Below are 22,712 nucleotides of genomic sequence, written 5' to 3'. Positions count from 1 at the left end.
TGAAGAAGGCCTGGATCTGCGTCTCGGACATCGACCCCGAGTTGTAGAAGACAGCGTCGCTGATGATGTTCCCGGGCCGGAATTGGGAGCCGTCGATGGCGACGGCGAGATCAGGGTGCGACACCGAGGCACTCACGAGCAACGTAGCCAAGAGGGCCGCAGACGCGAGCACCGATGCGAGACGTCCCCCATCCCTTATCGATGACCCCCATCACCCGTCTTCTGTGACGCTGCAATCAGCAGCGTGCCGGCGGCGACGGCTAAGGGAGCGCTCACCCGTCGGGACGCCATGTACGTCGACGGATTCGCACTGTCACCGTCGGATGAGACGACACGGAGGCGGTGTCCGGCGACACGGGCGCTCCCTCGTTGCTAGAATCGGTCGGTCATGCCGCCAGAGCGACAGGGAGCACTCTTGAATGGACCGTCGCGACGCGTGCAAGTCCGCGCACGGGCGAATCGCGCCGGACTCATCGGTTTCGTGCTCACGGCGCTGCTGGGGATCCTCTGGGCGTTCGCGAGTCCGGTGTTCTCGGTGCCCGACGAGAACGCGCATGCCACGAAGGCGATCGCGCAGGCGCGAGGCCAGGTGATCGGCGAGGAGGTCGAAGGCGTCCTCCACCTGGTCGTGGACCTGCCCGACGAGTACCGCTACGACCCGAACCTGCTCTGCTTCGCCTTCGACCAGAATCGCGCAGCCGATTGCGGCGCCGAGCTCGGCGGCGACCGGGGCGCCGATTGGTTCAACACATGGGTGGGCGCGTACAACCCCCTGTACTACGCCCTCGTCGGCTGGCCCTCGCTGCTCCTCGGCGGCGCCGAGGGCATCATTGCGATGCGCGTCGTCAGCGCGCTCATCGGAGCGCTCCTCGTCGGCGCGATGTTCCAGCTCGCGCTCGCGGGACGCGCGGTGACCTGGATGCCACTCGGCGTCGCGTTCATCGCGACGCCGATGTGCGTGTACCTCATGGGCGCGGTGAACCCGAACGGCTTCGAGATCGCGGCATCCGCAGCTCTCTGGATGGCGGTTCTGCGCCTGTTCGAGTCGCACGCGCCCGACATCGCAGGTGACCGCATCGTGTACTCGCGCACGTACCTGTGGGCCGTCACCGCCGTGGCCGCCGCCGCGCTGGCGACCGCACGGGCGCTCGGCCCGCTCTGGCTGGCCGTCATCGTGGCGCTCGCCGCCCTCGTGGTCGGCTGGGCGCCGGTTCGCCGGCTCTTCACGACGGGGCGCAGCTACATCTGGCTCGCGATCATTGCGGCCTTCGGTGTCTTCTCGCTCGTCTGGACCTTCTTCGGTGGCAGCCTGTCGAGTCAGGCGAAAGTGGGCGATGCGCCGCTCGTGGGCGGAAGCTTCCTGGCGGGCCTGGCGTACATGATCCGGCAGACGCCCGAGTACCTGCAGCAGTCGATCGGGGTGTTCGGCTGGTTCGACACCTACCTGCCCGCCTGGTCCTACTGGCTCGTCGTCGCCGTGATCGGTGCCCTGCTCTTCCTCGCGTTCGGTTCGGCCGACCGGCGCACGGCGGCGGTTCTCACCGGGATGCTGGTCGCGTGCATCATCGTGCCCGCCCTGGTGCAAGCGCGCTCGGTCTCGCAGACCGGCATCATCTGGCAGGGGCGATACGGACTCTTCCTCTACCTCGGCGCACTCATCGTCGCCGCCTGGATGCTCTCGTCGCGCCACGCACGTCGCGTCGAGTTCCTCGCCTCGCGATACACGTGGGCGGGAGGCATCCTCATCGGCGGCTTCGGCGCATTCGCGTTCCTCTTCACGATGTACCGCTACGTCGTGGGCCTCGACGACCCGATCAGTGCCATGTGGCTGGCACCGGAGTGGCAGCCACCGGGCGGCTGGCCGCTGCTCGTCGGGCTCTACTCGCTCGTGTCGCTCGCCTACGCCGTGTTCATCGGGTCGCTCGGCCGCACGGCCGCCTCGATCGCACGTGACGAGGCAGTGGCATCCGCCGCCGGTCCCGAGCCGGTGCGGGGTGTCGCGGCATGAGCGCGCCCCGCGTCGCGATCGCCTACGACTGTCTGTTCCCGGTCAACACCGGTGGTGGCGAGCGCGTCTACCGGCGCATGGCCGAACTCCTGCGCGAGCGGGGCGCGCACGTCACCTACGTGACGCGGCGACAGTGGACCCAGGATGCCGTACCCCACGCGCCGTTCGACATCGTGTCGGTCTGGCACGGCGAGATCTACGACGCCGCGGGTTCGCGCACGACCCGGAGCGCCATCGCGTTCGCGCTCGGGCTGTTCCGGCACTTCGCGCGACACCGGCGCGACTACGACCTCGTGATCGTGGCTGCGCTTCCAGTGCTCAACGTGTTCGCCGTTCGTTCCGCCCTGGTCGGTCGCCCCACTGTGCTCGCCGTCGACTGGCTCGAGGTCTGGTCGTCGCGAAAGTGGCGCGCGTACGCAGGTTCGGCGACGGGCACGGTCGCCGCCGTGCTGCAGTGGTTCGCGGTGCGGATCGGCGACATCATCACGGTCAACAGCGGGTTCACCCGGGCGAAGCTGCGGGCCGCCCGCCCCAAGGCGGATCCGATCGTACTGGGACTGCTCGATCTGGCCGGGCCCCCGCGTGCTCCCGTGGAAGCATCGACTGGCCGTGCCGACGAGTCGGCGCATATCGCGGACGAAGCCGACCCGTACCTGCTGTTCATCGGACGCCATATCGCCGACAAGCGCCTCGACTCGCTGCCCGCGGCGCTGGCGGCCGCTCGCCGGGGCTTGCCGCGACTGCGGGCGCGCGTCGTGGGCACCGGGCCGGCGACGGAGCAGGTCCGGGCCGCGGCGGCCGCCGCGGGTGTCGAGGAGGTCGTCGAGTTGCTCGGCAGGGTCGACGATGACGAGCTCGAGCGCCTCCTTGGCGCGTCCGCCGTGCTTGTCAACCCGTCGGCTCGCGAGGGCTTCGGCCTGGTCGTCGCGGAGGCCGCCGCCCATGGCACGCCGTCGGTCGTCGTCGCCGGGGAGGACAATGCGGCAGCCGAACTCGTCGTCGACGGCGAGAACGGCTTCGTGGCGGCATCCGTCGCTCCCGACGTGCTCGGTGACGCGATCGCGCGCGCGGTCACCGGTGGCGCCGAGTTGCGCAGCTCCACCGCGGCATGGTTCGCCCGCGAGCGCAGGGAACGCTCGCTCGACCGCTCGGTCGGCGAGCTCCTCGAACGGTGGCGGGCGATCAGGGCTCGGTGACGGGCACGCTCGCCGCACCGAGCAGCGCTGCCCGCGTCGCCGCGGCCGTTCGCTCCCACGAGAACGCGGCCGCTCGGGCGAGGCCGGCACGCGACATCCGTTCGCGCTCGGCCGGTGAGTCGAGCACCGCCCGGATCGCGCGCGCGATCGCGTCGGGGTCGGCGGGATCCACGTAGACCGCGGCGTCGCCCGCGACCTCGTGCAGGACGGGGATGTCGGACACGATCACGGGACAGCCACGGGACATCGCCTCGAGCGGCGGGAGGCCGAAGCCCTCGAACCGGGTCGGGAAGACGAGCGCGGTCGATTCGGCGTAGAGCCGGTCGAGCTCGTCGGGCCTCAGCCATCGGCGAAGGTCGACGTGGCCGCCGAGTCCGAGGCGCTCGACGACGGGAGCGAGCGGATCGTCGCCGTGGCTGCCCGTGATCACGAGCGTCGGGCGGTGTGCGGGCTCGATCCGGGCGAGCGCGTCGAGCAGGGTCTCGAATCCCTTGTGCGGCATCCGGTTGCCGACCGCGAGCAGCTGCGCCGGGCGTCGAGGTATCGGCTCGACCGCTGACGGCGCCGACCCGGCGAGCGGCGTCACCACGACTCGGCCGGCCGGCACGCCGAGGAACTCCACGATGTCGTCGCGCGACGCGGCGCTGACCGTGAGGATGCGGCGGGCGGTGCGCGCGGCCGCGCGGATCATGGTGCGCAGGACCCGCGAGTACGCGCCGGGCACGTACTCGGGGTGCCGGAACGCGAGCAGGTCGTGCACCGTGAGCACCACGGGCACGCGCGAGCGGAGCGGACCGAAGTTCGCGGGGCAGTGCACGACGTGGGCGCCGAGCCGCCGTGCTGCGCGGGAGACGGCGAAGAGCTCGCCGCGCGCCCACGCGATGCGGTCCTCGCCGGACACGCCGGAATCGATCACGCGGCCCGGGAACCACGGCGCCCCCTGCACGGCGAGTTCGCTCGATGCGAAGGCGACGTACTCGAGTTCGGGGTCGTCGGCCGCAAGGCGCGAGTAGATCTCGCGGGCGTACGATTCCATGCCGCCCTTCCGCCCGGTGAAGAAGAGCAGGTCGACGAGCACGCGGGTCACGCGTCGGCTCCGGCTCCGGCTCCGGCGTCGGCGTCGGCCGCCTCGCGGATGGTGCGCGCCAGCCGACGACGGCGCGCGACCTCGTACACGACGGCGGACGCGAGCTCGGCGACGAGGAGCCCGAGGAAGACCGCGGCGAGGTCGTCGAGGGCGAGGCCCGCCGCCGCGAACACGAACGTGAGCGCGGAGACCGCGGCCCGCAGGCCCGTCAGCAGGCGCACCTCGCCGGCGCGGCGCAGCGCTGCGAAGGGGATCGTCGTCGCGAGCGAGGCCGCGCGCCACGCGCAGGCGAGCAGGAGCGGCACGATGGTCGCGGACTCCGTCCACGCAGGGCCGAAGATGAACCCGAACGCGCCGACGAGCTCGAGCACGAGCAGGGCCGCGACCGCGGCGAGTACCGACGCCGCGGAGACCGCGATGTCGAGTCGCGAGTGCTCCTTCAGGAGTCGCAGCCGCATGAAGTTCAACGGAATGGCGAGGAGGCCCGACACCGTTGCGATGGACGTGAAGAGCACGGCGTCGGCTGAACCGAGGAACGTGAGGATCATGGCGTTGAGCAGCGGGTAGATGACTCCGGTGATCGCGGTGTCGGCCACGACCCATCCCATCACCGCCGGCTCGGGCCGGCTCGGCCGGTGCGTGACGGGCAGGCTGCGGACGATCGTTGCCGCCGCGATGCCGACGACGAGGGGGATGAGCGCCCAGGTCTGCCCGGCGAATCCGGCGAGCACGCCGACGAGGGCACCCAGCCCGACGGCGACGGATGCCGCGATCTCGCGCCGATCGAGTCGCTCGGCGACCGAGACCCCGCGTCCGACCTCGAGCGCGGCGATGAGGATCGGCAGGCCGATGGCCAGTGCCAGGGCGTTCGGCGGCACGATGGCGAGCACGAACGCGGTCAGGATCGAGACCGCCGCGAGCCAGAGCGGGAACACGACACGTCGCTCGGTCGCCGCAGAGCTCAGCCGCGACTCCACCACGATGGCGAACGTGAGCTGGCCGACGAACGTGGCGACGAGCACGGCGACGGCCAGGAATCCCTGCTCGTCGACGGTGAACAGCCGCGAGGAGATCGAGACGGTCGCGGCGGGGATGACCGCGAGCGAGACGCCGCCGAGCAGCGTGATGAGGCTCAGCGTCGCGCGCCGAAGCCGCAGGGGGGCGGGCATGGGCTCCGTCACCGGGACACCGCCTCGGTCGGGCCGCCGATGGTGCGTCCGACCATGCCCTCGGCGCGGCCGAGGAACACCCACCAGCCATCGGCGGGCGTGTTGGTCGCCCGGTGCCTGAGGCCGAACGCGAGGCCGCCGAAGAGGAACGCGAAACGCCACCACCACGGGTACCGGTGCCGCATCACGAGTCGGCCGAGACCGCGCCCGTAGGCGCGCAGCTTCCGTCGACGCTCTGCCGTCGAGAGTCCGGCGGGGTCGGCGACTCCGCCGACGGTCACGTCGGACGGCAGCCAGGCGAACGAGCGTGCGAGATCGGGGCGCCGTCGTAGCATCCGGAGCAGGAGGTCGGTCGCTTCGCCCGCCTGCCAGGGAGTGGGCGCGCCCGTGCCCAGTTCGGGATCGAATCCGCCGAGCTCGTCGAACAGCGAGCGACGCATGACGAGTCCCATCTCGATGACGCTCCAGACGTTCCATCGGTCGAGCGGGGCGCCGGGCGAGGGAAGCGTGAACTTCGGCCCGTGGTCGTCGACCACGGTGAGCGCGCCGGCCTCAATCGCAGGACCCGCCGCACGGATGGCGTCGAGGCTGCCGTCGGGGAACCAGGTCGTGTCGTTCGGGAACAGCAGGAGGCGATCACCGGGTGGGAGTGCCGCGACGCCGGCGTTGCGGCCGCGGGAGGCGCCACGCTCCGAGGCGGTGACGTCGATCGCGAAGCGGTCGCCGCGAAAGCGGGTGGCCAGGGCCTCGACGTCGCCGAGGCGGTCCTGCGACACGATCACGAGCCGGTCGCCCGATCGGACCTGCCCGGCGAGGGAGCGCAGCAGGCGCTCCAAGGGCTCCGTGCGCCCGAGCGTCGAGACCACGAGACCCAGATCCATCGCACCCATTCTGTACGATGGGGAGGCCGCCTCGCGTACCGACAGGATCCCTCACCATGTCCACCTCCACCGAGACGATCGAGCTCTCGATCGTCATGCCGTGCCTCAACGAGGCGGAGACCCTCGCCGTCTGCATCGACAAGGCGAACGGCTACCTCGAGCGCAGCGGCGTGGCCGGCGAGGTGATCGTCGCCGACAACGGCTCGACCGACGGATCACAGGACATCGCCCGCGCGCATGGCGCACGTGTCGTCGACATCCCGGCCAGAGGGTACGGCAGCGCGCTGCTCGGCGGCATCGAGGCCGCGCGCGGCGACTACGTGATCATGGGCGACGCCGACGACAGCTACGACTTCTCGAAGCTCGATCCGTTCGTCGAACGACTCCGCGCGGGCGACGAGCTCGTGATGGGCAATCGGTTCAGAGGCGGCATCGCCGACGGCGCCATGCCGCCGCTCCACAAGTACCTCGGCAACCCGGTGCTCTCCTGGATCGGGCGGGTGCTGTTCCGCTCACCCATCGGCGACTTTCACTGCGGCCTTCGGGGCTTCAACCGCCGGTCGATCCTGAACCTGCACCTGCAGACCACGGGCATGGAGTTCGCGAGCGAGGTCGTCGTGAAGTCGACGCTCGGCGGGCTCCGGGTCTCGGAGGTGCCGACGACGCTCGACAAGGACGGCCGAAGCCGGCCGCCGCACCTGCGAAGCTGGCGGGACGGCTGGCGCCACCTGCGCTTCCTCCTGATCTTCAGCCCGCGGTGGTTGTTCCTGATTCCCGGCACCGTCGCGTTCTTCCTGGGCCTGCTCGGCACCCTGTTCATCAGCTACGGGCCCATCATCCTCGGCGACATCGGGTTCGACGTCTCGAGCCAGGTCTACCTCGCGGCACTCACGGTCGTCGGCTACCAGTCGGTGCTCTTCGCCATCCTCACGAAGATCTATGCGCAGCACGAGGGATTCCGCATCCCGAGATCGCGGAACTTCGACCGTCTCGAACGGCGGATCAGCCTCGAGAGCGGCGCACTCGTGGGCCTCCTGCTCTTCCTCATCGGCCTGGCGATCGCGATCTGGCAGTTCGCCATATGGGCAGCCTCCGGCTTCGGCTCGCTCGACCCGTCGACGACCATCCGCACGGCAGTCCTCTCCGCGCTCCTCATGATGCTCGGTGCGCAGACGATCATGGCAGGCATGTTCCTGGGCGTCCTCAACGTCGGCCTCAAACGGGATCGCTGATGCCGGCACCCGCGTGGCCACGCGTCTCCGTCGTGCTCGGCACGCACAACGGCGCTCGGTACCTCGGCGAGCAGCTTCGCAGCATCCTCACTCAGTCGCATCCCATCGCCGAGATCGTTCTGTCCGACGATGCCTCGAGTGACGGCACGGTCGAGCTCGCCGAGAGGCTCGTCGACGGGCATCGGCCTTCGGACGCCACGACGCCCGACCTCGTGGTGCTCCGCAACCCGGCGGCGCTGGGCGTCACCGCCAACTTCGAGCAGGTCCTGCAAGCGGCATCCGGAGACCTGATCGTCCTCTGCGATCAGGACGACGTCTGGCATACCGATCGCATCGCACGGGCGGTGGCCGAGTTCACGGCCCGACCCGGGCTCGATCTCGTCGCGGCGGAGGCGCGGCTCGTCGACGAGGGCGGTGCATCGATCGGTCGCTCGCTGTTCGAGACGCTCGGCGTCGACGTGCGGCTGCGGCTGCGGCTCGAATCGGATGCCGCGTTCGACGAGTTGCTCAGGCGCAACGTGCTCACCGGCGCGACCATGATGGTCTCGCGCAGCCTGGTCGAGCGCGCCGTGCCGTTCCCGGCGAGCTGGGTGCACGACGAATGGCTGGCGATGGTCGCCTCCGTGGGCGGTGGCATCGCCGTCGTCTCCGATCCCCTGATCGACTACCGGCAGCACGGCGGCAACCAGATCGGCGTCACGAGGCTCGGTGCGGGCGGAAGGCTTGCTCGGCTCCGTGAGCCCCGCACCGCCCGTAACGAGCGCCTGCTCGCTCGGGCCCGGGACCTCGCCGAGCGGTTGCCGGCGATCGTGCCCGCAGACGAGCGCATGGCGGCGGAGGTGCGTGCCAAGCTCGCGCACGAGGTCGTACGACAGGGGATCCCGGTGCGGCGGTCGGCGCGCCTCGCGCCGGTGTGGCGCGAGTGGCGCTCGGGTGCGTATCGGCGATACGGCCTCGGCGCGCAGGACGTGCTGCGCGACCTCGTGCAGCCGGTCTAGCGTTCGGCCCGGCCCTGCGTGTCCGGTGCCGGGTCGTCGCCGAGGCGCTCGAGCGTGGGCTCCGGTGGCCGCCCGGCGGCGAGCGCGTCGCGCCAGCTCATGTCGCGCGCGGCCTTCACTGCGCACACGACGAGCAGCATCCATCCGCCCTCGACGAGCGCGAAGCTCTCGGCCAAGCTCGTTGCGGCGATGGCGACCAGCATGAGCGCGGGCCACGCGTACACGACGCTGCGCCGGCTCGAAGCCAGGAGCCAGGCGCGCACGAGCGCGACGCCGACGAGCGCGATGAAGGCGATCGCGCCGATCACTCCGACCTGGAAGTACGTGTCGATGTACGCGCTGAGGGCCGATCCGTGCGGGCGACCGGTTGCGAGCTCGATCCACGTGTACGGCGCGGCATCCGGCCATGAACCGACCCAGCCCCACCCCTGCAGCGGATTGAGGTTGAGGTAGCGGCTGAGCTCGCGCCACACGTCGAGCCGCACGTCGAACTCGTTTCGCGCGTCGAGCAGTTCGATGATGCGGATCCGGAGGATCCACGCGGTGACGAGCACGACGAGGGCGGCGGCCACCAGCGCGATCTGCCAGCGCCAGCGGCTCGTGGGAGCCGCGCGCCGCAGCCCGTAGAGCGCGGCGAGGGCGAGCAGCGACGCCGCGAGCGCCGCCCATGCCGTGGGGGAACCCGACAGCGCGATGCACGCCGACGCGAGCACGACCGAGGCGATCGATCGTCCGCGCGGCACGATGTGCGTGCGCCACTCGACGATGAACGTGAGCAGTGCGATGAGCGCGACGAAGCCGAGCAGGTTGCGCGAGCCGAACACGCCCTGGATGGGACCGAACGCTGCGAGGTTCCCCTGTATGCCGAGGAAGGCGATCGGCAGGTCGAGCAAAACGCCCGACAGCACCTCGAGCGCGACCGAGGCGCCGAGGAGGAGGCGCATCACGTCGCCGAACGCCCGCACTATCTGGATGGTGTCGCGCATGAGCGCCACGTACACGCCGAGGAACGCGAAGGCCACGAGGTAGAGGACGCGTGTGGCGGTGATGCCGGGGGCATTGCTCCAGAGCACGGATGCCGCGGCCCACCCGACGAACACCAGGATCGTGATCGGCAGGATGCCGTACCACTCGACGGCCCGCCATCGCGCGACGAGGGAGACGGCGGCGAGCGCGAGCAGGCCGGCCAGGGCCGCGAGCAGGCCCGGCCACCCGATGAGACTCCGCACGGCGTGCGTCGAGAAGGCGAATCCGACCGACAGGAGCGTCAGCGCCTGGGCGAATCGAGCGGACCCGACGAATTCGCGTAGGACGCTCGCGATCACCGGGCCCCCTCCGGGGGCCGGCGGGACGCGGGCACGGGCGGCTGCTCGGCCGGCAACGGCTCGGCGTCCCACTGCCGCTGCTTGGTCGACCAGGCGATGGCGATGAGCAACAGCCAGCCGCCCTCGATGAGGATGCGGCTCTCGGCGAGGCTCTGCCCGAGGAGCGCCACGAGCAACAGGAGCGGCGCGAGCGCGGCGGCCGAGTGGGGGAGTGGATGCCCCGCATCGTCCACGGGCCGGTCGACGGCGAGGAACCACGATCGCCACAGCGCCCCGATCACGATCGATGCGAATGCGACGAGCCCCACGATGCCGAGCTGCAGCCAGACATCGAGCCATGCGTTGTGGGCCTGCAGGTACTCGACGCCGTTCCGCACGGCGAGCCCCTCGAACGGTTCCACCCAGGGCGCCCAGTAGCTGATCCACCCCCATCCGAGCCACGGCCGTTCGAGCGCCAGCCCGATGACCGCACCCCAGATGTCGAAGCGCCCGGTGACGTCCTCGCTCTTGCCGAAGACCGAGAGCAGCGGCCGCCAGAACACGCTGAGGAGCGTGACGGATGCCACGACGGCACCGGCCGCGGCCCAGTACACGCCGCCCCGCCGGCCGGGCCCGCGGCGCCGGGCCCAGAGGACGAACGCGAGCGCGACGAGCACGAGCACGCCCACGAGGATGACGGTCGCCGAGCGCGTGAGCGTCATGACGGCGCCTGCGACCACGAGCCAGCCGATGCCCTGGGCCCGTCGCACGCTGCCTGCGGCGAGCAGCGTGCCGAACACGATGAGCCCGAGCAGCGCCACCATGCCGAGCAGGTTGCGGTTCCCGAGGATCCCCTCGATGGGGCCGCCCTCGAAGAGGAGGCCCCGCGACCAGTAGAAGGCCATGGGCAGCTTCTCGCCGTCGGGCTCGAAGTCGGGGAAGAACGGGAGCACCGGTGCGCGCACGAAGATCGCGATCGCCAGCTCGAAGGCGAGCGACAGCACGAGGATCCACTTGATCGCGCCCCCGAGGCAGCGCACGAACCTCGTCCAGCCGAGTCCGAGCACGAGCGCCACGGCGACGAACGTCGTGGCGAGCGCGAGGAGCAGACCGAGCGCCGATTCGGCCCGGTAGGCCGACCACGCGATGGATGCCGCGGCGATCAGGAGGAATGCGACGGTCGACTTCGGCGCGCGTCGCCATCGCCACGTCGGGCGAACGGCGAACACGAGCGCGACGGCGCCCGCGACGACGAGGAGCACGATGAAGCCGAAGCCCCACCAGCCGAGGAGGTTGCGCCAGAACTGGCCGGCGAGCGCCGTGAAGAGCGCGAACGTCGCGTACGCACCGATGAGGGAGCGGCGTCGGCCGGGGGTCATGCGACCAAGGCTAGCGCGCAGGGAGGCGCGACCGCGGGCAGCCGGGGTCGGCTCGGGAGGGCGACGGAGCCGTTGCTAAATTGGACCCAGCGTCTGGGAAGGGGCCGTCCGGCATGTTCGTAGCGATCGACAACACTCCACGCGACTATGCGTGGGGATCCACGAGTGCGATCGCCGTCTTCCGAGGGCAACCGCGGTCAGGGGGGCCCGAGGCGGAGCTCTGGCTCGGCGCGCACCCCGGATCGCCCTCGAAGATCGTGGACGAGGCGTCCGTCGGCCACCCCGACCTGGCGGCGTGGATCGCCGCCGAACCTGAGCGGGCCCTCGGCCCCGGGCTGGCGGCCCGAGGCACGAGCCTGCCGTTCCTGTTGAAGCTGCTCGCGGCGGCCGCACCGCTCTCGTTGCAGGCGCACCCGACCCCTGAGCAGGCGCGTGCCGGCTTCGCGCGCGAGGAGGCCGACGGGGTCCCGATCGACGCCTACGATCGCAACTTCCGCGACCAGCACCACAAGCCCGAGCTCATCGTCGCCGTGAGCGAGACGTTCGACGCGCTCTCGGGGTTCCGTCCGCTCGACGAGGTGCGCGGTGTGATCGAGGTGCTCCGCGAGGCGGATGCCGCGTCCGCATCTCCCGAGCCCGGCGCCCTCGACCTGCTCGAGGCGCACCTGGCCGGCGCCGATCCGCTCCGCGACACGGTCGAGTGGCTGCTGCGCGACGGTCGCGGCGGCGACACCGGCGAGGCGGCGTGGGTCGTCGAGCGGGTGACGGCGCTCGCGGCGTCCGACGAGGCACGGCGGTCGCCGTACGCCCTGTCGTTCGAGACGGTGTCTTCGCTGGCCGAGACGTATCCCGGCGACCCGGGCATCGTGATCTCGCTGCTGCTCAATCGGGTGCGGCTGCACCGCGGCGAGGCGCTCTACCTCGCAGCGGGCAACATCCACGCCTATCTCGACGGCCTCGGCATCGAGCTCATGGCCGCGAGCGACAACGTGCTCCGGGGCGGGCTCACGCCCAAGCACATCGACGTGACCGAACTCATCGACGTGCTCGACTTCACGCCGCTCGACGCGCCGCGGCTCCCGCCCGAACCCGTGGGGCCGGGGGTCGTCGCGTTCCGTCCCGACGTGCCCGACTTCGTGCTGTACCGGGCCGAGCCGGGGGCGGATGCCGCGGGCGTCGCGATCGACGGGCCGGCCATCGTGCTTGCGGAGGGCGGAGCGCTGCACCTGGGTGGCGCGACCGGTGCGGCGAGCCTCGGCCGGGGCGCCGCGGTCTACGTCACGCCCGAGGAGCGCGAGCTCGTGATCACCGGCGACGGGATCGCGTGGGTCGCGACGACCGGCGCCGGCGCGGCCTGACGGGTTCGCAGGGGATCCATCCCCGCCACGTACGGCTCCGGGGGCACGGAGACGACCACCACGAACCCGCTCGGACACGTCACGACGACCAGTTCGACCCGAGCCTCGGGAGTACCCACCTCGATGGATCCCGCGTCATCGCCGGGTTCAGCCGCCGATCGTGAACCGGTCGAGCATCGTCGGCTGCTCGCCTTCCGTGACGTTCGCGGCGTAGCTGGTCACCTCGCCGGTCGCCGTGTCGAACACGGTGAACACGACGTGATCGTTGGACTGCACGAATGGCTGCGGCGTGCCATCCGCCGCCAGCAACGGATTCTCGGTCGGCACGATCGGCTCGAGGCCGCCGGGGTTGCCTTGCGCAAGGTAGTTCGACGTGTCCCACGGTGCCGGTGGCACCGGGCGGAACCGGCCCGAGAGCGGGTGGTAGGCGCCGTAGCTGTTCCCGGTGTTGGAGGTCTCGATCCAGTTGGTCGTGCCGTTGTCGCTGACGAAGCGGTTCCACAGGTGGGAGTGACCGTTCTGCACGAGATCGACGCCGGCGTCCTCGAGCAGCGGCTGCAGATCGTACAGCAGCTCGTTCCGGGTGGCCGGATACTCGTAGCGCACGCCGACGAGGTCGCCCGCGTCGTTGTGCTCTTCGATGCGCTCGGGGTCGGCGAACTGTGGCATCACGTTGTCGCCGACGCCCTGCGGGCCCTCGTGCAGGATGACGACGCGATACTTCGCGTCCTGGAACTCATCGCTCGCGAGCTCGTCCTGCAGCCACGCGTACTGCTCGCTCGACGCGTCGATCGCTTCGAAGATGTGCTCGCCGTACCCTTGCGCCAGCGGGTCGCCGAGGTTCGCGGCGGCCTCCTGGTACCGGGATGTCGCGGTGCGGGCCGCCGGGTCGGGGTTCGCCCTCGTGCCGCGCCAGATGCGGGTCGAGTACAGCGAGACGAGGCGGACGTCGCCGAACGTCGTCGCATAGTAGGTCTCACCGCCGGCTTCGCTGGTCGGCAGGGTGAAGATCTCCTCGTACGTGCGCGTCGAGAAGGAGTTGCCCTCGATCCACGCAGCCTTCACCTCGGAGTCCCCGCTCGGGTTCACCTCAGCCGCGACCTTCTCGTACTCGGCCTCGGCGACCTCGCGCGGCACAGCCGCGCTGAACGACGCGCCCAGGCTCGTCGCGCCATCCCGCCGGCCCTGCACCTCGTGGTTGCCGATGGCGGTGAACAGTGGCGCGTTCTGGATGATCGGAGCTCCCTCGTAGACGGTGCCGCCGGTCGAGGCGCGGCCGCCGTTGCCCTGCAGCACGGCGAAGAACGCGCTGCCTCGAGTGTCGTCGAACCACTCCGACGCCCGGTCGGGGACGTTCACGAGGTCGCCGGCCACGAACACCGCTCCGATGTCGCCGATCGTCTCGGCCGCGAGCTGCAGGTTCGCCGGGGTGTTCACCATGGCTTGGTGGTCGGAGGTGAGGAGGATCTTGGTGCCTTCACCCGCGGCCGGCGCCGGCTGCAGCGTGAAGGTCTCAGACGCCGTGAACTGCTGCCCATGCAGGCTCACGACCCGGTACGGCAGCTGCCGACCGGGCTCGAGGCCGGTGACCACGGCCTCATGCCGCCAGATGGCGCGGTCGACGATGCCCAGCTCGGCGGTGGGCTTCTCGTCGGCGGGGATGTTGGATGCCGCGTCCTCGGCGGTGCGGCTGAGCTGTGTCGTGGTCGCCCGAACGGCGCGGACGTCGGCGAGGTTCGGCTTGTGCACGGCCTGCGCGAGGGCCTTGCCCTGGAGGTCGGCGACGGCGTCACCCAGCAACACGGCATGCTGGGAGCCTTCGAATTCGGTGAACCAGACGACCGTGACGCCCGATTCGGTCGGCGCCTGGAGGAACGGGTCGGTGAGCAGCTCGGCGGCAGGCACTGGTTGCGCCGCGTTCCCAGAACTCGCCGGCACGGCGTGCTCGGCGGGCACAGCGGCCGCCGGGGTGGCGGCGAAGATGGTCGCGGCGGCTGCAGCCACCGCGAGGACGGATCGCGTGGTGCGTGGCATGTGAACTCCAGTCGTGCGAACGGTCGGTTGGTTCGCCGCCACCCTCACTCCGTCACGTGAAATCCCCGTGTCGACCGGAGGGACCGGCGGTGAACGGCGACCGAAGCCCGCCGCTGTTCCTCGGTGATCATCGTGGACGAGATCCTCGCGACCATGGAGGGGCGGGAGACTCGCGACCAGCGAAATCGTAGTCGCGCGGCTGACCGCCCTCCTCGAGGCCAGGCGAGATGCTGCGAGCCTCCGTGCCGTCGAGCTCGCGCGCCAACTGCCTTCCGGCCGGTGGATCATCCACGGCCACACGCCGACGAGAGCAACGTCACGCGCACGCTCTACGATGCCTGTCCGCGGGGCCGGCCCAGATCGATCCGGTGGACCGCGCCGCGGATCACCAGGCTTCAGGCTCCGCGTTGACGTCTTCTTCTCTCAGCGCGTCGGCGTCGATACGGAACTGGTCCAGCCAGCGCTCGTGATCCAGCAGACGCAGCGCACGGCGCAGCGTGTCGGATGTGCTCTCGCCGGGCTGCGCCGCCTCGCGGAGTATGCGCTCGTCGTCGGCGGCGGGGCGGAATCCGATCGTGGTGGCCATGGTCTCTCTGCTGGCGAGTGTCGAACAGATGTTGAACGAGATTCGGCGGCCACGGCGACCGGTCAGCCGGCCGCCCTCACGCCGAACAGCCGTCGGTACCGGGTGGGCGTGGTCTGCAGCACCTTGAGGAAGTGGTGCCGCATGACGGCGGCGGCGCCGAAGCCGGTCTCGCGGGCGATCTCCTCGAGGGTGAGGGATGTCTCCTCGAGCAGTTGCTGGGCACGCAGCAGGCGCTGACGGTTGAGCCACGCGTTGGGCGTCGTGCCCGTTTCGGCGCGGAACCGCCTGGCGAACGTGCGCGGCGACATGAGTGCCTTGCGGGCGAGCAGGTCGACCGTGAGGTCCTGGTCGAGGTGCTCGAGCATCCACTCGGTGACCTTCGCGAACGAGTCGCTGCCGCGGTCGGGCACGGGCGTCTGGATGAACTGCGACTGTCCGCCGTCGCGCTGCGGCGGCACGACCATGCGGCGCGCCACGATGTTCGCCGCGCTCGCCCCGAGCTCGGTGCGCACGATGTGCAGCGCGGCGTCGATGCCCGCGGCGGTGCCGGCGCCCGTGACGACCTTGCCGTCCTGCACGAAGAGCACGTCGGGGTCGACCTCGGTCTTGGGGAACATGCGCGCCATCGTGTCGGAGTACATCCAGTGCGTCGTCGACCGCCGGCCGTCGAGCACCCCGGCATGACCGAGCGTGAACGCGCCCGAGCACACCGAGAGCACCCAGGCGCCGCGGTCGACGGCGTGGCGGATGACGTCGAGCACACGCTCGTCGGCGGGCGAGTCGATCAGCGAGGCGGGCACCGCGACGAGGTCGGCCTCGTACGCGAAGTCGAGCCCCTCCTTCACCACGACGTCGAATCCGAGCTTCGTCGGGATCGGACCGGGATCGGCGGCGACCACGTGGAAGTCGAAGGTCGGCCCGCCGTGCTCTCTGCGGTCGATGCCGAAGACCTCACAGATCACGCCGAATTCGAACGGCGCCATCTGGGGGAGGGCGATGCAGGCGATGCTCTGGAGCACGGGTTCCTCCGAATGGCAGAAAGAGGTCGTTCATCCGTCACTCTGCCACTATCGGCAGGATGTTGCAAGGAGTACAGTTTCTGCCATGAGCATCGTCGTCTTCCTCGTCATCGCGGGCCTCGCCGGGTGGGGTGTGCTCGCCACGCTGCTGCGCCTCGAAGGCGATGGCTACGGACGGCCCGAGATCCGCGACCGCAACCGGCACGCGGAGAACCTGCCGACCCGCGCCGTCTGAGCGAACTCCGGGCCGGAGGCATCCGTCATCCCGGTACCCGCGCTCACTACGATCGAGTGAGCGCAGGGGTCCGCCCCGCGCGGAGGGCGGGAACATGAGCTGGATGGTCACGGGAGGCGCCGGATACATCGGCGCACACGTCGTGCGGGCGTTCGCGGAGCAGGGGATCGACGCGGTCGTCGTCGATGACTTCTCGAGCGGCCGGCACGCGTTCCTCCCGCCGGCCACGCCGTTCGTGCAGGGCACGATCCTCGACGGGGCGCAGCTCGAGGCCACCATCAAGCGCTTCGACGTGCAGGGCGTGGTGCACCTCGCCGGCTTCAAGTACGCGGGCGTCTCGGTCAGCCGGCCGCTGCACACCTACCAGCAGAACGTGACCGGCACGGCGACCCTGCTCGCGGCCATGGAGGCCACGGGCGTCGAGCGCATCGTGTTCTCGTCGAGCGCCGCCGTCTACGGCACGCCCGACGTCGACCTCGTCATGGAGGACACGGAGCGGCATCCCGAGTCGCCGTACGGCGAGTCCAAGCTCATCGGCGAGTGGCTGCTCGCCGACCAGGCGCGCGCGACCGGACTGGCGCACACCAGCCTGCGCTACTTCAACGTCGTCGGATCCGGCACGACCGAGGTCTACGACGTGAGCCCGCACAACCTCTTCCCGCTCATCTTCGACGCGCTCCTCGAGGGCCGCACGCCGCGGATCAACGGTGACGACTACCCGACGCCCGATGGCACCTGCGTGCGCGACTACCTCCACGTCGCCGACCTCGCCGCCGCGCACGTGGTCGCCGCGCGGCGGCTCGACGCCGGCGACGCGCTCGAGCCCGTGTACAACCTCGGCTCGGGCGACGGCGTCTCGGTCGGGGAGATCATGCGCACCGTCGCGGCCGTCACGGGCATCGAGTTCACGCCCGAGGTCGGCCCGCGCCGCCCCGGCGACCCCGCTCGCATCGTCGCGTCGGGCGAACTCGCCTCACGCGACCTCGACTGGCGCATGCGGCACACGCTCGCCGACATGGTCGACAGCGCCTGGGAGGCCCGCCGCGCGGCATCCGCCGACTGAGGGAACGTGCCCCTCGGACTGGGGGATGACATCGAGCGCCCTGCAGAACATAACGTCTGCGGAACACCGTCGGCGTGTCGCGCCCGGGTTGAAGCCTCGATTGGCGCTTGAGGGTTTACGATCTGCGACTTGACTGTCGCGAATTACACCGGTGTAATTGGTCATGACACACCCTTCGGGTGGTCGGTACAACTGGGTGGGAGACGATATGGGCAATCCTGAATATCGTTCTGGAGTACCTGACGATTGGTTCGTCGATCCGGTGAGACTGGGCGTTCCGGGGGTTCGTCCGGGGGCAGACGACGAGAATCCGTTGGCATGGCAGAGCGACGCATTGTGTGCGCAAACCGATCCCGAGGCGTTCTTCCCTGAGAAGGGCGGCTCCACGCGGGACGCGAAGAAGATCTGCACCGGATGCGAGGTGCGCGGCGAGTGCCTGGAGTACGCACTCGCGAACGACGAGCGATTCGGCATCTGGGGCGGCCTGTCGGAACGCGAGCGTCGCAAGCTCCGCAAGCGCGCCGTGTGACGTCGTGCCCGGTGCGGGCGGGAGTCCGCGCCGGGCATGACGCGGGCCGGGCGTCCGTGGCGTGATCGGGGGGTCACGGCACGGACGCCCGTTTCATGGCTCGCCCGGCCCGGTTCCGGATGCCGCGACGCGGGCCGCTTAGGCTGGCCCCGATGTTCCCCAGAGTCACCGCCGTCCTCGTCGTACGTCACGGCGGCGACCACCTCGCCAGCACCCTCGACGGCATCCGGTCGCAGGTGCGGAAGCTCGATGCGCTCGTCGTCGTGCTCACCGCGGCCGACGCCGAGGCGCGCGAGCAGGCCGCTGCGGCCGGGGCGACCCACGTCGTCGAGGTGCAGGAGGCGCTGAGCTTCGGCGAGGCCGTGCGTGCCGGTGAGCGCGTGCTCGAGGCCCCGGCCTCCGACGCCGACGCGCTCTGGCTCCTCGCCGAGGACTCCGCACCCGCGCCCGACGCGCTCGCCGCCCTCGTCGCGACCCTCGAGACCGCGAGGTCGGTCGCCGCGGCGGGGCCGAAGCTCATGGAGTGGGACGAGCCCGAACGGATCGCCGGGCTGGGTCGCACGCTGACGCGCCTCGGCCGCAGCGTTCCCATCGTCGCCGGCGAACTCGACCAGGGTCAGCATGACCGCCTCAGCGACGTGCTCGGACTCGACCCCGCCGCCATGCTCGTGCGCCACACCGTCTGGCGGGCACTCGACGGCTTCGATCCCGTGCTGCCGACGGCCGACGACGCCCTCGACCTCGGCGTGCGTGCGCGCCTCGCCGGGCATCGCGTCGCCGTCGTGCCCGACGCGCGCGTGCGCTTCGCCGCCGACGGCGTGGCGGGCCCCGCAGGTGACGGCCGCGGACGCGCGGTGCGCCGGCGCGCCCGGGCCGCGCGTGCCGCCGAGTTGCACCGCCGGCTCGTGTACGCCCCCGCGGCCCTCGTGCCGTTGCACTGGCTGAGCTTCCTCCCGCTCGCGCTGCTGCGCTCCATCCGGCACCTGCTCGTCAAGCGCCCTGGCGCGATCCCCGGGGAGTTCGCGGCCGCCCTCGCCGCGATGTTCTCGGCCAGGCGCGTCGCCCGCGCGCGCCGAGTGCTCGCGGGGTCGCGCACGACCGGCTGGTCGTCGATCGCACCGCTGCGGATGCAGCCCGACGAGGTGCGCCGGCGGCGTCAGGCGGCGGCCGAGGCGCGTCGCGCCCGGGCTCGTGGGCGCACCGACGAACTGCAGTTCCTGGGCGCGGGCGGCGGCTGGGTACTGCTCGCCACGAGCGCCGCCTCGGTCGGCCTGTTCTCGTGGCTCATCGGGGTGACCGGCGTCGGTGGCGGCGGGCTCCTTCCGCTCTCGGGCTTCGCCGAGCTCTGGCGCAATGCCGCGTACGGCTGGCGTGACATCGGCACCGGGTTCGTCGGCGCCGCCGACCCGTTCGCCGGGCTGCTCGCGGTGCTCGGCTCCCTGACCTTCTGGTCGCCGTCGTTCGCGGTGTTGTTGCTGTGGCTCATCGCGCTCCCGGCTGCGGCGATGGGCGTGTGGTTCGCGGCATCCCGGTTCACCGAGCGCGGCTCGCTCCGCGCCCTCGCGGCCATCGCCTGGGCCGCGGCGCCGATGTTCCTCACCGCGCTCGCCGACGGCCGCCCGGGCGCGGTGCTCGCCCACGTCCTCCTCGGCTGGCTCGCGTTCGCCGTGCTCGGCGCGGCGGCCTCGTGGGGCGCAGCCGCGACGGCCGCGCTGCTGTTCGCCGCGGTCGTCGCCGCGGCGCCGAGTCTCGCTCCGGCGCTCGTCATCGGCTGGATCGTCGCCCTCGCCGTGAGCGGCCGCGCGGCCGTGCGCCTCGTCGGCCTTCCGATCCCCGCGCTCGCCCTCGCGCTGCCGCTCGCGATCGAGCAGGTCGGGCGCGGCACGCCGCTCGGCCTCCTCGCCGATCCCGGCGTGCCGGTCGGCGGGCCGGTGCCGACGGCGTGGCAGCTCGCGCTGGGTCTCCCGGGTGGCGGGTGGGGTGGCTGGGAGGAGCTCGTGCGTGCGGTGACGCCGCTCGACCCCCGGATCGTGGCGTCCGTGCTCGTCGTGCCGCTCGTGCTCGCCGCGCTCGCGGCGGTGATGTCGCCCCACCTCCGCCGCGCCCTGCTCGCGCTCGGCGCGGCCTTCGGGGGGTTCGCCACCGCCGTCGCTGCCGCCCAGGTGTCGGTCGCGATCATCGGCCCGGAGGTCGTGCCGGTCTGGGCGGGCGCCGGACTCAGCCTCGCCTGGCTCGGGCTCATCCTGGCCGCCGTCGTGTCGCTCGACGCCCTGCGCCGCGGTGCCGCCGTCGTGGCGGGCGTCGTCGCGCTGGTGTCGCTCGTCGCCGTCGTGCCGTCGATCGTCGCGATCGCCACCGGCGCCGTGCCGCTCGGGCCCGCAGGCGAGCGCAGCCTGCCGGCGTACGTCGTCGCCCAGGCCGAGGCGGATCCACGCGTCACCACGCTCACCATGGAGCCGGAGCCCGACGGCGGCATCCGCGCCACCCTCGAGCACGGCACGGGCGCCACCCTCGACGACCAGTCCACCCTCGACCAGACGCGCACCGAGCTCACCGCCGACGAGGAGGAGCTCGCGACGATCGCGGGCAATCTCGCCTCGCGCAGCGGGTTCGACCCAGAGGCCGCCGTGCGCGAGTTCGGCGTCTCGTTCGTGCTCCTCGTCCCCGCGGCCGACGATGGGCGCGAGGCGATGCAGGCCGAGGAGCGCGCCCGCACCGCGCTCGACGGCAACGCGTCGCTCGTCGCGGTCGGCGAGACCGACTTCGGCACGCTGTGGCGGTTCTCGGGAGCGGAACCGGATGCCGCGGCCGCGCGCATCCCCGCCGACGCGGGCGGCCGGCTGGCGGTGGTCATCACCACGCTGCAGCTGATCGTCATCGGCGCGACGCTGCTCCTCTCGATCCCCACGGGAGCCGGACGCGAGCCCGACCGGCGGCAGGCGCGGCGCGGCGCGCGTCGCCGCCGGCGGCCCACCCCCGGGGCGGGCGCGGCGGTGGAGGGCGCCGAGCGGGGCGAGCCGGAGCCCGAGCCGGAGCCGGAGCCGGAGCCGGAGCCCGAGCCGGAGTCCGCCGAGGCATCCGTCGGCCGCGCCGACTCGACTGCCGACGCGCCGGAAGGAGACGACGATGGCCGTTGACCGGAGGCTCCTGCGTTTCGGCGCCCGTGCGCTCGCCTTCGTCGCGGCGGCCGCACTGGCTGTGGGCACCGTCGCGGCGGCCGCGCTCGTGCCATGGCCCGAGCACCGCGCCGAGGTGCCGTCGCTCGAGGTGCAGCCCGCGGAGAGCCGGCAGCTGCGCGTCTGCCCAGGGCCTCTGCTCGCGCTCGGCGAGGACCCGACGGCCGCGACGACCGCCGCCTCCGTCGGCTCCGCCGACCTCGTGACCGCGACCGAGCCGGCCGGCGCCACCCTGGAGGAGGTGCCGCTCGAGGCTCCCGGCAATCCGCGCGCCGCCGAGGACGGCTCGCCCGTCGCGATCGCCGCGGAGCCCGGCGGCGTCGACGCGGGCATGCTCGCGGGTGCGCAGTCGCAGTCCGTCGAGAGCGAGAGCATCTCGGGACTCGCCGCGGCGGCGTGCGGCGAGGCCGTCGCCGAGTCCTGGCTGGTCGCCGGCGCGACGAGTCTGGGCCGCAGCGGCCTCGTGCTCCTCTCGAACCCGTCGGCCGTCGCGTCGACCGTGGACGTGCGGGTCTTCGGCGAGACGGGACCCGTCGAGGCTCCGTCGGCACTCGGGATCATCGTGCCCCCCGGAACGCAGCGCGTGCTCTCGCTCGCCGGCCTCGCCCCGAACCTCACCTCGCCCGTCGTGCAGGTCACGGCCACCGGCGGGGGCATCGCGGCGAGTCTCGTGCACTCGGTAGTCGTCGGTCTCGCGCCCGCCGGCATCGAGCTCACCGGCGCCACGTCCGCGCCGGGGACGCGACAGGTGATCCCGGGCTTCGTGGTGCCGCAGTCGGGCGGCATCGAGCCGACCGAGGATCATGCCGACGGCGACGAGCACCCCGCCGTGCGGCTGTTCGCGCCCGGCGACGGGGCGGCCGAGGTCTCCATCGGGGTCGTCCCCGAATCCGGGTCGGGCGGTACCACGATCGCGGCGACGCTGCAGCCGGGCCAGGTCGTCGACGTGCCGCTCGGCGTGCTCGACGCGGGCGCCTACACGATCCGGATCGAGTCGGACGCCCCGGTCGCCGCCGCCGCGCGCGCCACGGTGGGCGGCACGGAGGGCCAGACGGATGCCTCGGCGCCCTCCGACCTCGCGTGGACCGTCGCGACGGCGCCGCTCCTCGACGCGGCCGTCGTCGCGGTGCCCCCCGGGCCCTCGCCCACGCTGCACCTCGTGAATCCCGATGCGGATGCCGCAGCCGAGGTCACGATCTCGAGCGGCGGATCGGAGCGCACCGTCACGGTGCCAGCGGCAGGATCGGCGTCTGTGCAGCTCGTGGCAGGGGCATCCGCCGTGCTCCGCGGCACCGAGGGACTGCACGCGACGGTGTCGTTCGCGGGCGACGAGGAACTGGCGTCGTTCGGCGTGCAGCCGCCCGGCCCGCTCGACTCGCCGATCCGCGTGTACCCGCGCTGACCTGCGGCGATCGCCGCCGACCTGCGGCACCGCCGACGCGCGACGCGATGGCCGCC

18 protein-coding genes are annotated in these 22,712 nt (G+C 71.8%); 10 read left to right on the top strand and 8 right to left on the bottom strand.

All coding sequences use genetic code 11. The annotated features are described in order from the left end of the window. Positions 1-436 precede the first annotated feature (436 nt). Entirely contained in the window at positions 437-2,008 is a 1,572-nt protein-coding gene (locus IEX31_RS03220) for a DUF2142 domain-containing protein (protein ID WP_188741995.1), read from the top strand. Continuing rightward, positions 2,005-3,204 (top strand): glycosyltransferase family 4 protein, encoded by a 1,200-nt coding sequence (locus tag IEX31_RS03215; RefSeq protein WP_188741994.1) that lies wholly within the window; start codon positions 2,005-2,007, stop codon positions 3,202-3,204. The genes IEX31_RS03220 and IEX31_RS03215 overlap by 4 nt, the downstream gene beginning before the upstream one ends. Here IEX31_RS03215 and IEX31_RS03210 read toward each other — a convergent pair. The 3 genes from IEX31_RS03210 to IEX31_RS03200 are packed head-to-tail and all read right to left on the bottom strand — an operon-like array spanning position 3,191 to position 6,341. Continuing rightward, a complete protein-coding gene (locus IEX31_RS03210) occupies positions 3,191-4,291 on the bottom strand; it encodes a glycosyltransferase family 4 protein (protein WP_188741993.1) in 1,101 nt (366 codons plus the stop codon). The genes IEX31_RS03215 and IEX31_RS03210 overlap by 14 nt on opposite strands. Beyond that, positions 4,288-5,472: a hypothetical protein gene (locus tag IEX31_RS03205; protein ID WP_188741992.1), complete on the bottom strand. Its 1,185-nt coding sequence runs from the start codon at positions 5,470-5,472 to the stop codon at positions 4,288-4,290. Before IEX31_RS03205 ends, IEX31_RS03210 begins: the two co-directional genes overlap by 4 nt. Continuing rightward, a complete protein-coding gene (locus IEX31_RS03200) occupies positions 5,469-6,341 on the bottom strand; it encodes a glycosyltransferase family 2 protein (protein ID WP_188741991.1) in 873 nt (290 codons plus the stop codon). The genes IEX31_RS03205 and IEX31_RS03200 overlap by 4 nt, the downstream gene beginning before the upstream one ends. Positions 6,342-6,397: 56 nt before the next feature. Between IEX31_RS03200 and IEX31_RS03195 the strand changes: the two genes are divergently transcribed. Further along, positions 6,398-7,573, top strand: coding sequence for a glycosyltransferase family 2 protein (locus IEX31_RS03195; protein WP_188741990.1), 1,176 nt, complete (start codon positions 6,398-6,400; stop codon positions 7,571-7,573). Beyond that, the gene (locus IEX31_RS03190) at positions 7,573-8,571 is read left to right on the top strand and encodes a glycosyltransferase family 2 protein (RefSeq protein WP_188741989.1); all 999 of its coding nucleotides are present in this window, start codon (positions 7,573-7,575) and stop codon (positions 8,569-8,571) included. The genes IEX31_RS03195 and IEX31_RS03190 overlap by 1 nt, the downstream gene beginning before the upstream one ends. On the opposite strand, the gene IEX31_RS03185 is transcribed toward IEX31_RS03190, so the two are convergent. Continuing rightward, positions 8,568-9,896 (bottom strand): O-antigen ligase family protein, encoded by a 1,329-nt coding sequence (locus IEX31_RS03185; protein WP_229662073.1) that lies wholly within the window; start codon positions 9,894-9,896, stop codon positions 8,568-8,570. The genes IEX31_RS03190 and IEX31_RS03185 overlap by 4 nt on opposite strands. Further along, complete coding sequence (locus IEX31_RS03180) at positions 9,893-11,254, bottom strand: O-antigen ligase family protein (RefSeq protein WP_188741988.1); 1,362 nt, start codon at positions 11,252-11,254, stop codon at positions 9,893-9,895. Before IEX31_RS03180 ends, IEX31_RS03185 begins: the two co-directional genes overlap by 4 nt. 113 nt (positions 11,255-11,367) lie before the next feature. On the opposite strand from IEX31_RS03180, the gene manA reads away from it, so the two are divergent. Beyond that, the gene (manA, locus tag IEX31_RS03175; RefSeq protein ID WP_188741987.1) at positions 11,368-12,612 is read left to right on the top strand and encodes a mannose-6-phosphate isomerase, class I; all 1,245 of its coding nucleotides are present in this window, start codon (positions 11,368-11,370) and stop codon (positions 12,610-12,612) included. A 147-nt stretch (positions 12,613-12,759) separates the two neighbouring features. Here the strand turns inward: manA and IEX31_RS03170 are convergent, their stop codons facing one another. The 3 genes from IEX31_RS03170 to IEX31_RS03160 form a co-directional block, all read right to left on the bottom strand. After that, positions 12,760-14,646 (bottom strand): metallophosphoesterase family protein, encoded by a 1,887-nt coding sequence (locus IEX31_RS03170; protein ID WP_188741986.1) that lies wholly within the window; start codon positions 14,644-14,646, stop codon positions 12,760-12,762. 385 nt (positions 14,647-15,031) lie between these two features. Further along, the gene (locus IEX31_RS03165) at positions 15,032-15,232 is read right to left on the bottom strand and encodes a hypothetical protein (RefSeq protein WP_188741985.1); all 201 of its coding nucleotides are present in this window, start codon (positions 15,230-15,232) and stop codon (positions 15,032-15,034) included. A 62-nt stretch (positions 15,233-15,294) separates the two neighbouring features. After that, entirely contained in the window at positions 15,295-16,251 is a 957-nt protein-coding gene (locus IEX31_RS03160) for a GlxA family transcriptional regulator (RefSeq protein ID WP_229662072.1), read from the bottom strand. Positions 16,252-16,336: 85 nt separating this feature from the next. On the opposite strand from IEX31_RS03160, the gene IEX31_RS03155 reads away from it, so the two are divergent. The 5 genes from IEX31_RS03155 to IEX31_RS03135 all read left to right on the top strand — a co-directional run bounded on the left by IEX31_RS03155 (position 16,337) and on the right by IEX31_RS03135 (position 22,656). Then, positions 16,337-16,486 (top strand): hypothetical protein, encoded by a 150-nt coding sequence (locus tag IEX31_RS03155; protein WP_188741984.1) that lies wholly within the window; start codon positions 16,337-16,339, stop codon positions 16,484-16,486. 94 nt (positions 16,487-16,580) lie between these two features. Then, positions 16,581-17,549, top strand: coding sequence for a UDP-glucose 4-epimerase GalE (galE, locus tag IEX31_RS03150; protein ID WP_188741983.1), 969 nt, complete (start codon positions 16,581-16,583; stop codon positions 17,547-17,549). Between the two features lie 208 nt (positions 17,550-17,757). Next, entirely contained in the window at positions 17,758-18,078 is a 321-nt protein-coding gene (locus tag IEX31_RS03145) for a WhiB family transcriptional regulator (RefSeq protein ID WP_136706763.1), read from the top strand. A 152-nt stretch (positions 18,079-18,230) separates the two neighbouring features. After that, on the top strand, positions 18,231-21,215 hold the full coding sequence (locus IEX31_RS03140; protein WP_188741982.1) for a glycosyltransferase family 2 protein: 2,985 nt from the start codon (positions 18,231-18,233) through the stop codon (positions 21,213-21,215). Continuing rightward, on the top strand, positions 21,205-22,656 hold the full coding sequence (locus IEX31_RS03135; protein ID WP_188741981.1) for a DUF5719 family protein: 1,452 nt from the start codon (positions 21,205-21,207) through the stop codon (positions 22,654-22,656). The genes IEX31_RS03140 and IEX31_RS03135 overlap by 11 nt, the downstream gene beginning before the upstream one ends. Positions 22,657-22,712: the final 56 nt, after the last annotated feature.

Source organism: Agromyces bauzanensis (assembly GCF_014645655.1).
In the GTDB taxonomy this organism is placed as follows: Bacteria; Actinomycetota; Actinomycetes; order Actinomycetales; family Microbacteriaceae; genus Agromyces; species Agromyces bauzanensis.
This window is presented reverse-complemented; position numbering and strand designations above follow the sequence as displayed.